Below are 15586 nucleotides of genomic sequence, written 5' to 3' on the forward strand. Positions count from 1 at the left end.
TTATATCTTTTAGACATGATAGACCTCCAATTTCCTTTTATTTATTATATCATGTCCGAGTTTTTATTGTATAATTAAGTGTAACCTATCCATTGTTCTTATTCAAAACTAAAGAAAACTTGTCTTTTTGCCATTATTACATCCCCTCATCTATTTATTTTTATCATAACATTATTTCAATCTGTTCATTTTTATTTACTTTGTTTAGAAAAAAACTATTAATTTCAGGATTATTAATTAAGCTCATAAGTTTTTTTACATCATTAGCATTACTTATTTTATAAAACTCTTTATTTATAGTTAAATATAGAAATACTACTTTATCTAAATTGATTAAATTTAAAATGTTATTAAATGTTCCTTTACTCTTCCCATTCCAAACCATTAAACCATAATCTGCATCCTTGGCCATTTCTTTATCTTTTACAGTATAAAAATCAAATCCTCTAATATTTTTAGAAACATCAATTGTTCTTGTTTGCCAATTCCCTATATTATTTCTTATTATTTTCCCTGAAGCATATACAATAACATTTTTATAGTCTTTATCTCTGACATAATTTTGAATAGCCTTATCAATACCGTTAGCATCTCCAACTAAAATCGTAAAATTATTTTTAATTATATTATTTAATTTCAAAATTACTTTAGAATTTAATTTAGTTATTTTACGTGGGCCCGCTATAAATATTTTCATAATATCATCCTTTTGTTTTTGTCATAGTTAACACATATATATTATTAATATTTTGATCTCTTTTTAATACTCTACAAATTTCATTTAATGTAGTGCCTGATTCATATAAATCATCTACGACAAGTATGTTGACTTTTCTCTTTGAACTTTTGTTCATCACAATAGTTTCTCTTATTGTTTTTTCTTTTTCTACTACATCTATATCTTTAATTTGAGTTATACTCTTTTTTGTTAATACATCTAGATAAATAGGTTTATTGATAAATTCAGCAATTTCTTCTGCTAAAACAAAGACAGGTTGAAATTCTCTATTTTTATTACTAGGTGGTGCAGGAAGAACAACATCAACCTTATTACTTATACCCCACTTTTTTAAAAAAATACTAATTAATTTAATTATATCATACACTACTTTTTTATTGGACCTATATTTCAATTTATAAATTAATTCTCCAATTTCAGTCCTGGTAGTTTCAAATTGTGCTCTACCATAACAATCTTCACCTAGATATTCACTTTTAACTACATGATAATCTATTGCAAAACCTTCTTTCCAATTCCCTTCTAATTTTATAGGGTTAATTGACAATTAAATCACCTCTTATATTTTTATAATTAAAACTTAATATTAATCATTATAACGATTTTATTTACTTTAGTTAATTGAATTGTTGATTGTAGTCAATGGTTTGAGTAAAAAAATTTATTTCCTTATTAATATACTTAATAAAATACACCATAATATTATCATAGATAATAATTATTTTCAATATAAACATTTTTATTTTGTTGACTATAGTCAACAAAGATATTATAATTATTCTAGACTAGGAGGTTAGATATGCATAATGAAAATACATTTAATAAAGAAAAATTTAAAGATTTACTTGAGTCGGCTAAGGGAGATCGTTCAATTAATAAATATGCTAATGACTCGGGTGTCAGTGCCGCTCATATTTCAAGGTTATTAAGGAAGTTAATAAATACTCCCCCTTCTCCAGAAATTATACATAAGCTTACTTCAACAGCATACAATGATATTTCCTATAGGGATATGATGGAGGCAGCTGGTCATATAGTAACTTCTCAAAATTTCTCAAATAATTTAGTTAAAGAAAATAATGAAAGTTACAATGCATTTTATCAAATAGAAAAAAAATCGTATAAAGAAAAGATTAGTCAGAAAAAAAAATTAAAACAAATTTTTCTACAGATTATTTTATCTTATTTATATGAAATGCCTTATGAATGGAGTATACATAAAACAGATAATAATTTAATATCAGATATGGTAATAAAAATAGAAGATTACGAATATGATAGACAATCAATAATTTTTCAACCTACACTTAAAGAAAATCTCATACCCTTACTACAAGTATATCAACTATATGGTAGACTATCTACTATTGAATTTGATACAAAAGAAAAAGTAATAATAGCAGTAAATAGCCAAAAATATTATAATTACTTTAAAAAAAATATTCCTATATCACTTAAAATTAATCTTTATATAATGTTAATAGATATAGAAAATCATGAGGTTATAAAAGAAGAAAAAATAGCAAATTATAATTAGTGTAATTATAATTTGCTATTTTTTCTTAATATTTCCATAAATATATAACCCTTCTATTTAATTCCCATAATTTCAAGCTCAATATCTAACAAATCATAATAATTTTATATAAATATCTTCCATGAACAAACATTATAAAACTTTCTTTGAATTCTATCCTTCAACACCCCTATGTCTATCTCTAAGTAAATCATTCACAGTCTTAACTGGATTGAATGTAGATATAGGAACTTCAACAAAGAGTGTATTCCAATTATCCATAGCACCATTCCAAAGACCAGGATGTTCTAATGCCTTTAGTTTTCTTCCCTTATATGTCTTTTCACTTATAAAGTATCTATCTTCATTTATATAATCCATTAAATTAAACTTATCGCCTTTATAGTCTTTGACAAAACATACTAAATCTACAGGATTGAAAAATTTTGATGAGTTTAGGATTTCCACATTTACTTCATTGTTTAAATCAATTTCAGATTTCTCACATATCTGTAAGTCTAGATAATCTCCATTATCAACAACAAATGGACCACCACCTGGTTCGCCTTGGTTTAAAACCATACCACAAACTCTAAGAGGCCTATTAAGTAGTGAAAGTGCAATATCCTTTGTTATTTCATCCTTGTAGGTAATGTTTAGAGTTTCTTTTATAAAGTTTTCTATTACCGCTAAATCATAATCATCAGCCAATATATCTTTAATATATTTATCAATTTCTTCCTTTACCTTAAGCCCAACAGATGCTAATTCTTTCTTTGAATTAATAGTATCATCTATATAAGACCTATGGCATACATTATCAATGTTTTTGATAAAGATAATATCAGCATCTAAATCATTCAAGTTTTCAATTAAGGCCCCATGTCCACCAGCCCTATATAGCACCTCTCCATCTTCAAGAAGAAAAGGTTTGTTATTCATATCTACAGCTAGGGTGTCTGTTTCCTCCTTTTGAAAAGAATATGTGATATTTATATTACCCTTATCCACCAATATCTCGTAGACATATTTGTTAAATAACTCTTCATGGTCCTTTGATATAGTGAAATGCAGATTAATATTGTCCTTATTTAAATACTCTTCTCCCTCATAAATATGCTCATCAATTGGCCTAGCTACAAAATCCTCATATAAATGCATCTTGATAAGAGCCTTGGGAAGATTTCCATAATCTAGCTTTTCATCTAATATCATATTGATAATTTGACATCTGCCATTTATATCTTCCCTATCCATACCTTCAGAAACAATAATTTCTTTTATATCACCATAAAAGGCAAATTGCTCTAGACTATCAAAGAACTTATCAGTAAAATCTGTATCTACCTTTGAATCCATATATTCATATAAGTCTTTAAACATTCTAGTAGCAGCTCCACTAGCAGGAATAAATTTAAGGCATTTTTTATTCAAATAATCCTTACTAACTTCACTTAAATCAGTGAGTTCATCTTCACCAACAGCAGAAACAATATTTACATACCTGGTTCCTTTATTAAACTTTTTAATAAACTTGTCCATAATAACCTCCGTTTGAAATAATATTTATATTTAAAAAAAGTGAGTAACCACTTTTTGGCTATTCACTTTTATTTATAAAAAACTAATCTCTGGTAAATGAATACCTATTATTCTAATACCTAAACATATACCATCTAATATTTGCTTAATATAAAATCCTCTAACCATAGTTTTATAGATTAATAGCATTGTATTATTACAATATTCAACAAATTATTAAGTTTAGTAACAAACACCGTAGCCCTACAGTTATTCATTCAAATAATCTTTTAATAAAATATTGAAATTAGTAAATCTTTTGATTGAATTATTATCTTTTTTTATAAAATCCCAACTATCTTTATACTCCTTGTCCACAGTAAAAATACTATTACATATTAAATTTACAAATCCATCTAAGTCATCTATATATTTATCTTGAAAATCCCTAGCATATTTAATCTTTAATTTTTCTTCAACTTCAATTTTATCATGAAGTACATGTTCTAAATTACAAGAAAAATAAAAAACTCTATAAGGAACAGATTTGTACACTTTATTTGTAGATAACAATAAATTTAATAAGCCCTTCTTTTTATTATTTCTTTTAATTACGCTTTCAATATTTTTTGCATATATACCATCTTCTTTATAAATTAACTTATTAGCAGATTGATCTTCATATATATTTTCTTCCGAAATAAATACAGCATCCATATCAACCAAGTGTATCACTTCTAAATAGTCACTAGGTTTAAACTTCCTTTTTCCACCACCTTTAATTATATCAGTAATTTTACTTTTAATATTTTTCTTATCTACATTGTTACTTGAAGTAATATCTCCATCTACAACTTCAAATATTATTTGATTATCATTCGGAATAAATTCTTCTAATAATAATTCTAAACTCTCTTGGTCTGTAATCCCCTCAACTATAAATAAAACTACTTTTTTCCTAGCCAAAATCTATTCACCAGCCTTTCGAAAAGCTCTAGTTATTTTAGCTGAATTAGTTTTATCATATATAACTTCGTCTTGTCCTCCTAAAATTAAATCCCTATAATACATATCTCTTAAGTTGTTATTAGTTTTTACATTTTTTAATTTAATATATCTATTGTTGGTATTGGTTGTTGTAAATACTAAATTATTTTTATTTAAAACTTCCAATGGTCTTAAATTATGGGATGTAAAGATTAACTGCCCTTTCCCTCTTTGCTCTAGTATTTCAAGAATCTCACCTAATAAATATTCAAATATACCTGAGTCTAATTCATCAACTAGTACTGACATTGACTTATAATTAAACATCGCTATTAATAGATGAAGAACTGCTACTATTTTTTTTATACCATCTGATTCATACCTTATTGGAATCTCTATATCTTCTCTACATGATAAAAGTTCTACTAATACTTCTTCATCTCCAGATTTAGAAGTCTGTATTTTTAACTCTTTTAATTTTATTCTTAATTCTGGTATAATTTCACTTATTACTTTATTAGATGCGTGGAGGCTAGTTTTTATTTCATTAACAGCTTTCCTAGGTAAATAAGTAGGTTTATCAAGGCCTATTGGCATAACTCCCATTGAAATATTTTCATTACTAATATAATTTTTAAAATTCATAGGTAGTACAATATTTGCATCGCTCAACGCTAATCGTTTATTATCTATAATAAATAGGTTTGAAAAAGCATAATGCTTTAGTATACTTAATATTCCATATTCATCAGCTATAACTTTAGATTTTTCATTCATCAAATCAATCAGTTCTTCTGAAAAAATCATACTTTTTTTATCTTTAAATTTCATTTTTTTGTTAACTATAAAATCATTATCATCATCATATAATTTCAATAATTCATCATTCCTATATTTTGGAAATATATTATTATTATTATATACATTTCTAATTAATCCTTTTACTCTATCCCAATCATCATTTATATTATCTTTATACCAATAGTCTATCGATTCTTCTTTTATAAATGTGTCCTCATTATTATTTAAAAGGGTTATTTTATATTTTACTTTATATCTTTTGTCACCATTTTTTATATAAAATAATAAGTCTATCTGTGACTCATTTTGACCGTACATAATGTATTCTTCAATATCTTCAGGTAATGATTTTCCAGTAAACATATCTTGAATAATCCTTATGGCACTAATAATTGAAGTTTTACCTGAACCGTTTTGTCCATAAATACCAAGGATATCTCCTATACCATCTTCTATATTTTGAATGCTGGCCATTTTAACGGTTCCATTTGATATATTCTTATAATTTTTAAGATTAACTTCTAAAATTCTAACTACATTGTCATCTAAATTATACATGATATCTCACCCTTTCAATTACATTATAATACTATACACAAGTATAAACAAGCTTATTTTTGATTTTCGATACATTTTGTTTCTTTAATAGTATACTCTTACAGCATTTTGAATATTCATATTTTATTTAAATATATTATGTACATGCAAGCAATTACTAATCTTATACTTTTATATAATAGCTGTATCTAATTTATATAATATTTAACAATTTATACTTATCCACTACAAGCGGTTTTTCCAAAATAATTTACTCATAAAAATTCCTCCAATTTTTTTACTATTTCTATAGAAAATTGGAGGGCAAGTTAATATTGTTATTTAAAATAGGTATTTGGCACAGTAAATATTGTTATTCAAACTAAGGGTTCATTTTATATCTATAGTAAAAATATTTCTTAAAATATTCACAATTTCAACAAATTGAATATCTTCTGCATAGGGGTACTTTAGCGTATATGATTTCCATATTTCGCTAAGATCTTTACTTTCTTCTATATCAGTTAAATATTTTTCATAGTTTTCAAAATATACTAATGTATTTCTTTCTTCAGCTTTTTTTCGTATTGCCTTCTGTAAGCTTTTCATATTAACATCATTTTGTCTAAGTGTAAGCAAAATATAAACATCATAATAATCCCTAGCTCTAGTATTTGCTACATTTCGTGCTAAAATAGATTCAATTTTTTCTGCAAGGATTGTATTTAAATTATATGCTTTTATTGAGATATCACGCTCTTCAAACATAAGCTTAAACGAATACTCTACCTCCCTTGGTATGATTACATCTCCCGTAGTGATGTCAATTTTCATATTGACTCTGATTGTAAAGAACTGAGCTTCAACAGAAACTCTAAAATCATCATAATCACTAATATCATGGATATTTTTGATATCTTTAAGCCTAAAAGATACATTATCATCAAGGTCTATCAATATTATCTCATTTAATATTTCTTCTATTATTTCTCTATTAATTGTAATACCCTTTATAGTTGTATCCATATCCATCGTACTTCTCATATCTATGCCAACCATAGCCGCAATAAGAAAACCACCTTTTAAAATGAAGTTATCCTTATACTTTGAAATAGCAATTCTTTCAAGAAGCCTTTCCATCATAAAATTCTGAAGTACGATATTCGATATCAAATTATTTTCCTTAGCCATATTATTAATCTAGTCTTTTAATTGTCTAGGACTACTAATTTTCATGTCAACACCTCCATGTATTTTCGAACCAGATCTTTGATATTAAAAACATCGGCATAATTAAGTAGTTTAGAATAATCTGCTCCGGGAGTTTTCATATATCTTTTGACTCCTTCATTCACTAAATCAGTGTCAAGCTGATCTTTCTTTTTTAAGCAGTCACAAATGGTTCTTTCTTTATTATATACATAGACTTGATGCCCAAATGGTGTCTCCATTGTAATTCTACCAATTGTATGAAGTTTCTCCCTAATATAAAAGAACTTAAATTTTTCTTTTTCTTTCAGAAGCCTCGTATTATATCCTGATGGAATTGTCAACATTAATTGAAAAGGTGTCCTATCTGTTAAGTCATGAAAATATAATGCTGTCTCATGGGAAAATATACCTTTTCTACATCTATATTGTGTTAAGAGATACTCATCTTCCATCTGATCAGGATTCATATATAAACCTTGTTCCACTCTTTCAATTTCACCTGATTGATGCATACGTTGTAGGGTTTTATTGTTTATACCCGCTGACACGGCTTCATTCGCTGTAACAAATCCGTTATTTTTTTTGATTAATTCCATCACAAGCTCATTTTTAGTCATAAAATCACCTCTTAGCTTTAATTTCGTCTTTGTTGTTCGTATATATGTTATCATATACTAACTAAACAGACAATACCAATAGTAAGGTGTTCTTACTCCTTTTGTCCTTTATATTCGTATAAATATTTTTATTACGCACTAAAAGGACATTTGTAACTTAGTCATAATTGGATTAAATGTAATGTAGTTAGAAATATTTTAGTCCTATAACTAAAACTTTCAAAGTAATTTCCTTATAAAAATTCCTACAATTTTCTTTTAGCCTATTTTATAGAAAATTGTAGGACAAGTTACTATTATTATTTTGAAATTATTTTAAATATTCAAGTTCGTAGAATATATCTATATTTTACAGATTTTTAAATTAAATCAAGTGCCTAGCACCGTAGCCTATTTTATTTAAGCTACCATTTTATTATAATTTACAATAAACACTTCTGGCTTTATTTTGTTTATTTCATCAACCATAGTTTCTAGCTCTAATGCTGTTTTTGTATCCAGATAATAATCTCCGCATTGTTCACAGATGTTGGCAGGAACATTTTTAATGATAATTATCCCTTCTTTTAAATCAACAATATGATTTACTCTTCCTTTTGTTAAATTAGCTTTACAAAGAATACAGTTCATAATATAATCTAACTCCTTCTCGTTTTAAAATCATCTAGACATTCACTTGGTGCTGAATAGTATGCTGTTATCATACAAATATTATCTCTTTCTAAAGCACATACTACATGCATGATTTTATCCTCATTTGTTGAACCTAAAATAAGACAGCTAGAATAAGGGTAGTCTTCTTCATAATATTCTATTATTTCTTTAATTATATTATACTGTAAATATTAGAATTTTAATATAAAAACTTAAGGAATAGAAAAAACATACTTAGTCACAAAAGATATATTTTGTAACGAATCAGAAAAATACTTCACTAGGAGTAGAATTTTGAAACCTATTATGTCCTCTACAAAAATTATATTCATTAATATAAAATTTAATAGATTCATATGCTTGATTAAAATAATATATTTCATCATGATATAATTTCTCAGATTTTAAACTTCTAAAAAACCTTTCAACTGCAATATTATCTGCAGGTTTACCTTTACGGTTCATACTAACTTTTATATCATTATCTACAAGTAATTCTAGATATTCTCCAGAAATAAATTGAGATCCATTATCACTATTTATAATTTGAGGTTTACCATATTCTCTAATAGCATCTTTAACTGCAGTAATCACTGATTCCTTTTTTAATCCTTTAGATAAATTCCATGATAAAATAAATCTTGAATACCAATCAATTATTACAACTAAATATAAAAAACTATCTTTCATACCTATATATGTTATATCTATACTCCATACTTTATTAGGTCTAGAAATTTCTAGATTTTTTAATAGATATGGATATAATCCATAAGCATTGTTATAATTTTGTGATTTCAAAATATTCATCTTTCTCATATAACTTTTAGTTAATTTCATACTTATATCAATCTTATATTTTCTTTTTAATCTATCATTTATTTTTTCAATGCCAAAACCTGGCATATCAGTATGTATTTTATCTATATGATTCATTATATAAATATCATCATAAGTAAAACCTTTAGGTTTTAAATATAAAGATGATCTATTTATACTAAGAAGTTCACTTTGGCGAATTATACTTATAAAGTTATTATCAAATTCAACTAAATTCTTCCTGATTTTTTTAGAAGTTTTGTTAAAAATATCTTTCTTTTTAAAAAATCCAGCTCGAGATTTGTTTTCTCAAGCTGCTTCTTAATCTTTTTATTTTCTGCCTTAGTATCTATTAGTTGAATATCTACATTTGATTTTCTCCCTAATAATTCAGGCAGTCTATCGATTACTTCTTTCTTCCAACTTCTTAATGTAGAATAAGTAATTCCATATTCATTGACTATATCTTTAATCATATTTTTATCTTGTAATAATTCTAAAACTATTTCTGTTTTAAATTCTGGTGTATATATCTTATTATTTTTCATGTTAAAAATTGTAACATAGAAGATATGAATTTGTCTAGTTTAATAGTTTACTATTAATTTCCATAAAAATATGTTTGTTAATAATAAATATATGATAAAAATTTGGCATTTCCTTAAATTTTTAGGATTTATTTTTTCTGTTTTTTATAAAAAATTGATAATAAATTAATTTTAAAATTGTCTAGTTTTTAGGTAAGAGTATCACTTCATATATAGAAATAGGATGGAAAAGTTACTATGTTAAAAATAAAAAAGGTCATATTTACCAAACTTCAATCTGCTAAACTGCCACTCCACACGCCAGTACCTGGAAGTGGTATTGCAACAAATACTAGTAAGCCCCATGCACCATATTTTTGTATATTTCCGCTTTTATTAATAGACCTATCCGTTAACTTATGTACTAGCTTTTTAAATAGCTTCCACTCATTGTTCCCCTTTAAATTAGCTTTTATAAGTTAGTGTCATGCACTGCTATCTATTAGATGTCTTATATATCTTTACTTGCAGCAACCTCAGCCAAAGATCCTACTTCCTTCTCAACTACACTCCTACGACATGGCCTTAGCAAATCATTTACCTTTTTCACAGGGTTAAATGTACTTAAAGGTACTTCAACAAATAGTGTGTTCCATCTGTCCATTGCTCCATTCCAAAGTCCTGGGTGCTCTAGTGCTTTTATATCTTTACCCTTATAGGTTTTCTTACTTATAAAGTATCGTTCCTCATTCACATATTCAAGCAAATTGAACTTCTCTCCTCTATGGTCTTTAACAAAACATACAAGATCCACTGGGTTGAAGAACTCTGAAGCACTGAATTTTTCATGCTGCTCTTTATTATTTAAATCTATTTCTGATTTTTCGCAGATCTGCAGATCCGTATATTCACCATTATAAACAACGAACGGACCACCACCAGGTTCTCCTTGATTTTTAACAACGCCGCATACTCTAAGTGGTCTATTTAAAAAGGATAAAGCTTTATCCTTTGTCATTTCACCTTTAAAAGTTATATTAAGGTCTTTATTTATAAACTCCTTAATTTCATCTATATCATAATCATCGGATAATAACGCTTTAATATACCCATCAATTTTTTCTTTAAAAGCATAACCTACTGATGCTAGTTTTTTCTTTGAATTAATGGTATCTTCGATATAGTCTCTATGGCATACATTGTCTATATTTTTTATAAATATAATGTCCCCATCGATATCATTTAAATTCTCTATTAAAGCCCCATGACCCCCAGGCCTATATAATATGGATCCATCATCTAGTAAAAAGGGGTTATTATCCATGTCTACAGCTAAAGTATCTGTCTTTGGTTTTTGGAAAGAGTAAGACACCTTTATATCATCTCTTCCATTTAATATTTTTTTAATATATTCATTAAATAAATCTTCATGATCCTTTGATATGGTAAAATGAAAATTCAATCTATTATTGTTTAAGTATTTTTCACCTTCGTATATATGCTCATCTATTGGAGTAGTTGAATAATTTTTATATGAGTTCATTTTAATTAAAGCCTTTGGTAAATTTCCATAATTTAGATTATCATTAAGTATATAATCTATTATTTTAACTCTACCATCTATAGTATTCTTATCAATATTTTCATTTTCAATAAAGTCTTTAATATCTTCATAAAAAGTAATATTTTCTAATTCATTGAAAAACTTATTGATATATTCAGTATCTATTTTATCCTCTAAATATTTATAAAGGTCTTCAAACATTCTGGTGGCAGCACCACTGGCGGGTATAAACTTGACACAGTTTAAATTTAAATATTCATCACTTATATGGTTTATAGAAGTTAATTGATCTCTCGTTACTGCAGATGCTATATTGACGTAATTTGTACCTTTTTTAAACCTATTTATGTTTTTGTCCATCTTTGCCCCCCATTGTAAAAATAGCCCTAAACAGTGTTAGGGCTTTATAAATTATCTATTTTGCTGTTCAAATCTCCAAGCATCTCTAACCATATCTTCAATTCCAAGCTCTGCTTTCCAATCTAGTTCCTTCTTAGCCTTGCTTGCATCAGCAAAACAAGTTGCTAGATCTCCAGGACGTCTGCCTACAATTTCATAAGGAACATCAATATTGTTTACTTTCATAAAAGCATTTACAAGTTCTAAAACAGAAGTGCCTCTTCCGGTTCCTAAGTTATAAATATTAACACCCCTATTTAGATTCTCAATAGCCTTCACATGACCTTTCGCCAGGTCAACCACGTGGATATAATCTCTAACCCCTGTTCCATCTATGGTATCATAATCATTTCCAAATACATTAAGCTTCTCTAAGTGACCCTTAGCCACTTTTGTTACAAAAGGCATAAGATTGTTTGGGATGCCGTTAGGATCTTCACCAATCAACCCACTCTCATGAGCACCTACTGGATTGAAATATCTTAATAGACTTACTGCAAATCCATCATTAGCTTTTGATATATCCGTTAAGATTCGCTCACTCATAGCTTTGGTTTCGCCATATGGATTAGTCGTCTTTTTCAATTCCATATCTTCTTTAAGTGGAGATGGCTGGTCCCCATACACTGTTGCAGAAGAGCTAAACACAAACTTCCCTACTCCATACTTCACACACATATTGCTAAGCACCATCGTGCTTACCAGATTATTATAATAATACTCAAGTGGTTTGGATACAGACTCCCCTACAGCCTTAAGACCAGCGAAGTGAATCACTCCATTGATTTTATGGCTAACAAAGATTTCCTCAACCTTTGCTTCATCGGTCACATCGATCTGATAAAAAGTTGGCTTGATGCCTGTTATGGTAGATAGTTTGTCCAACACTTCAATCTTTGAGTTGATAAGATTATCGGCGATTATTACTTTATGGTTATTTTTTATAAGTTCTATTGCCGTATGGCTGCCGATAAAGCCTAGGCCTCCGGTTACTAATATGTTCATTGGTTGTGGTCACCTCGCTTATTCTTGGAGATTAATCTCTACTAAATAAATCTCTAGTATATACCTTGTCCACTACATCTTTAATCTCATCAGATAATCTGTTCGCGACAATAACATCAGAGATTTGCTTGAACTTATCAAAGTCTTTGATAACCCTTGAGTTGTAGAATTCATCTTCAGATAAAGCAGGTTCAAATACAACAACCTCAATACCTTTAGCCTTGATTCTTTTCATAACACCTTGGATTGCTGATTGTCTAAAGTTATCTGAGTCCATCTTCATGGTAAGTCTATAGATACCTACAATCTTAGGATGTCTCTTAATAATCATATCAGCGATATGGTCTTTTCTTGTTCTATTAGCATCAACTATTGCAGTCATTATATTTTGTGGAATATCTTGGTAATTGGCTAATAATTGCTTTGTATCCTTTGGTAAGCAGTATCCACCGTAACCAAATGAAGGGTTGTTATAGTGACTACCTATACGCGGATCCAGTCCAACACCCTCAATAATTTGCTGTGAATTAAGGCCTCTCACTTCTGCATATGAATCAAGCTCATTGAAGTATGCTACTCTTAGTGCAAGATAAGTATTTGCAAATAGCTTTATTGCTTCAGCTTCTGTGGACTCAGTATATAGGATATCAATATTCTCTTTGATTGCACCTCGTGCTAGAAGTTCAGCGAATATTTTAGCTCTTTCAGATTGCTCTCCAATCACAATTCTAGAAGGATGAAGATTATCGTATAAAGCTTTGCCTTCTCTCAAGAATTCAGGAGAGAAGATGATATTATCCGTTTCAAATTTTTCTTTTACAGACTCAGTATAGCCAACAGGCACCGTCGATTTAATGATCATCACAGCATCTGGATTGATTGAAAGAACATTTGCAATAACTGCTTCTACAGTTCTTGTATTAAAGTAATTTTTCTCTGGATCGTAGTTTGTTGGCGTTGAGATAATGACGTACTCTGCATCTTTAAAAGCAAGATAATTATCTGTTGTTGCTGTTAAATTTAATTCTTTAGTAGCTAGATATTCTTCTATTTCTTTATCAATAATATGAGATTGCTTATTATTGATCATATCAACCTTTTCTTTAATAATGTCTAACGCTATAACTTCATTATGTTGTGCCAACAGGATAGCATTGGATAATCCAACGTAACCTGTTCCGGCAATTGTAATTTTCATTCGATATCCTCCTCACATAACCTAGGTTTAATTTTAATTTCATCTACTTTTAACACCACTATCGTATTAAATTCATTAGCATAATTTCAACTTACATCAGGCACTCTATCTTCAGAGTTATTATAATTTAAGATAAATATTAGAATCATTATTATTAATTTAATAACACTTGCTATTAACATACCTAGACAAAATCCCACCAACCCATATAAACTATAAAACATATATACACATATAGTATAGATAATTATATTGATAGCATTAATAATCAATTGCCAATTAATATGATTAAATCTAAGTAAAAATGGGTGTATTATCGAACTAATCACTCCAATAATAGCTGTTGCTGTTGTTAAATAAATTAAATCTAATGATCCCTCAGCCCAATCAGGATATAGTAAGTTTAAAACAGGGCCACTAACAAATATGATCACTATATATCCTATAAGTCCTACAATCGCTGTTAATGAGATGGCCTTAATAAAATCTTTGATTTTGATTTTTTCCATTTTGGCAAGGTAACTTAACATTACACCACTTACTGGAGTTATTACCATCGCAACTATCTTTCCCATCAAAGTTGCAGAGTAATAAATGGATACAGCAGCCGGTCCAAGAAGTGGAAATAACAATAATTTATCAGCATAAGTCAATATTGTTTTCATGAAAACTGAAAAAAATAAAACAATACCCTTATATGTAATTTTACTAAACAGTTTTGTTTTTGAAAAACTTTCATTAATTAAGTTAGAATTCTTAATAATATAAATCAAACTAAAGCTAGCTCCAAAAACATATACTATTTGCCAGTATCCTATTAAATAAAATATAATAAGGCCGATTAGATAGCCAAGGCCTAATATTAAATTGTTTAATAATATAGCTTTATAATTTATTTTTATTCGAAAGCTCACAATGAGATATTCTCTCATAAGATTTAGACACGAAAATAAAGTTACTAATAGTACACTAACAGGCGCAAAATGCCCCTCATAATGCATAGTACCGATTATCATTACTATTGCATTAATTACAATACTCCCTATTAGTAGTATATTGAAATCGCCAGTAATATCATTACTTCGATATTCACTATCCATTAATAACCTAATATTATTTAGCACACTTCCAAACGGTAGGCTAAATAAAGTTGCCATACTTATTAAAGTTATCGCTATACCATATTCTGTTTCCCCTAAACGCAAACCAATAATAGGAAGAATTATCATTTGAAGCACTAATGTTGGAACTGTCGAAGCAATAATATTCAATATAGCATCATATATAATTTTTCTTTTAATCATAAATACTCCCTCTCTATCATCATCTTTCTTATGCTAAAAAAAGAAATAAACTAACCACCCACTTTAAATATAGTTAATGGCTTAAACTATGTGGTTTTTAAATCAGTATTAATCATTGTAGAATTGCGCTGTTGGTCCTCTGTCAAGAAAAAGGACAAATTAAACGTAATAAAACTATCTTCTGCT

17 protein-coding genes are annotated in these 15586 nt (G+C 27.9%); 1 reads left to right on the forward strand and 16 read right to left on the reverse strand.

Going from position 1 to position 15586, the window contains the following annotated elements; genetic code table 11:
* Positions 1-163: 163 nt before the first annotated feature.
* Positions 164-697 carry a hypothetical protein gene (locus tag ACTHUW_RS11155; RefSeq protein WP_442199598.1) on the reverse strand — a complete coding sequence of 178 codons (534 nt, stop codon included), beginning with the start codon at positions 695-697 and terminating at the stop codon, positions 164-166.
* Positions 698-701: 4 nt separating this feature from the next.
* Positions 702-1286 (reverse strand): ComF family protein, encoded by a 585-nt coding sequence (locus ACTHUW_RS11160; RefSeq protein ID WP_442213310.1) that lies wholly within the window; start codon positions 1284-1286, stop codon positions 702-704.
* 252 nt (positions 1287-1538) lie between these two features.
* Here ACTHUW_RS11160 and ACTHUW_RS11165 point away from each other — a divergent pair, with 252 nt between their 5' ends.
* Positions 1539-2276, forward strand: a complete 738-nt coding sequence (locus ACTHUW_RS11165; protein ID WP_442198508.1) for a hypothetical protein — start codon at positions 1539-1541, stop codon at positions 2274-2276.
* 153 nt (positions 2277-2429) lie between these two features.
* Here the strand turns inward: ACTHUW_RS11165 and ACTHUW_RS11170 are convergent, their stop codons facing one another.
* The 14 genes from ACTHUW_RS11170 to ACTHUW_RS11235 all read right to left on the reverse strand — a co-directional run bounded on the left by ACTHUW_RS11170 (position 2430) and on the right by ACTHUW_RS11235 (position 15400).
* Positions 2430-3797: a DUF4301 family protein gene (locus ACTHUW_RS11170; protein ID WP_442199600.1), complete on the reverse strand. Its 1368-nt coding sequence runs from the start codon at positions 3795-3797 to the stop codon at positions 2430-2432.
* Between the two features lie 249 nt (positions 3798-4046).
* Positions 4047-4742 carry a hypothetical protein gene (locus ACTHUW_RS11175; protein WP_442198506.1) on the reverse strand — a complete coding sequence of 232 codons (696 nt, stop codon included), beginning with the start codon at positions 4740-4742 and terminating at the stop codon, positions 4047-4049.
* Positions 4743-4745: 3 nt separating this feature from the next.
* Positions 4746-6122 (reverse strand): AAA family ATPase, encoded by a 1377-nt coding sequence (locus ACTHUW_RS11180; RefSeq protein ID WP_442213312.1) that lies wholly within the window; start codon positions 6120-6122, stop codon positions 4746-4748.
* A gap of 369 nt (positions 6123-6491) precedes the next feature.
* Positions 6492-7292, reverse strand: coding sequence for a nucleotidyl transferase AbiEii/AbiGii toxin family protein (locus ACTHUW_RS11185; protein WP_442211014.1), 801 nt, complete (start codon positions 7290-7292; stop codon positions 6492-6494).
* Positions 7293-7333: 41 nt separating this feature from the next.
* Complete coding sequence (locus tag ACTHUW_RS11190; RefSeq protein WP_442211016.1) at positions 7334-7930, reverse strand: type IV toxin-antitoxin system AbiEi family antitoxin domain-containing protein; 597 nt, start codon at positions 7928-7930, stop codon at positions 7334-7336.
* Between the two features lie 399 nt (positions 7931-8329).
* A complete protein-coding gene (locus ACTHUW_RS11195) occupies positions 8330-8560 on the reverse strand; it encodes a type II toxin-antitoxin system MqsA family antitoxin (RefSeq protein WP_442198501.1) in 231 nt (76 codons plus the stop codon).
* 8 nt (positions 8561-8568) lie between these two features.
* Complete coding sequence (locus ACTHUW_RS11200) at positions 8569-8760, reverse strand: DUF4258 domain-containing protein (protein WP_442213324.1); 192 nt, start codon at positions 8758-8760, stop codon at positions 8569-8571.
* A gap of 88 nt (positions 8761-8848) precedes the next feature.
* The gene (locus ACTHUW_RS11205; protein ID WP_442213325.1) at positions 8849-9673 is read right to left on the reverse strand and encodes an IS3 family transposase; all 825 of its coding nucleotides are present in this window, start codon (positions 9671-9673) and stop codon (positions 8849-8851) included.
* Entirely contained in the window at positions 9634-9951 is a 318-nt protein-coding gene (locus tag ACTHUW_RS11210; RefSeq protein ID WP_442213314.1) for a transposase, read from the reverse strand. Before ACTHUW_RS11210 ends, ACTHUW_RS11205 begins: the two co-directional genes overlap by 40 nt.
* Before the next feature lie 272 nt (positions 9952-10223).
* Positions 10224-10406 (reverse strand): small multi-drug export protein, encoded by a 183-nt coding sequence (locus tag ACTHUW_RS11215; RefSeq protein ID WP_442213327.1) that lies wholly within the window; start codon positions 10404-10406, stop codon positions 10224-10226.
* 35 nt (positions 10407-10441) lie between these two features.
* Positions 10442-11854 carry a DUF4301 family protein gene (locus ACTHUW_RS11220; protein ID WP_442213316.1) on the reverse strand — a complete coding sequence of 471 codons (1413 nt, stop codon included), beginning with the start codon at positions 11852-11854 and terminating at the stop codon, positions 10442-10444.
* A 51-nt stretch (positions 11855-11905) separates the two neighbouring features.
* Positions 11906-12898 (reverse strand): UDP-glucose 4-epimerase GalE, encoded by a 993-nt coding sequence (galE, locus tag ACTHUW_RS11225; RefSeq protein WP_442213318.1) that lies wholly within the window; start codon positions 12896-12898, stop codon positions 11906-11908.
* A gap of 31 nt (positions 12899-12929) precedes the next feature.
* Positions 12930-14096, reverse strand: a complete 1167-nt coding sequence (locus ACTHUW_RS11230; protein WP_442213320.1) for a nucleotide sugar dehydrogenase — start codon at positions 14094-14096, stop codon at positions 12930-12932.
* Between the two features lie 86 nt (positions 14097-14182).
* A complete protein-coding gene (locus ACTHUW_RS11235) occupies positions 14183-15400 on the reverse strand; it encodes a lipopolysaccharide biosynthesis protein (RefSeq protein WP_442213322.1) in 1218 nt (405 codons plus the stop codon).
* Between the last annotated feature and the right edge of the window lie 186 nt (positions 15401-15586).

This window comes from Senegalia sp. (in: firmicutes) (assembly GCF_052088025.1).
Taxonomy (GTDB): domain Bacteria; phylum Bacillota; class Clostridia; order Tissierellales; family SIT17; genus Anaeromonas.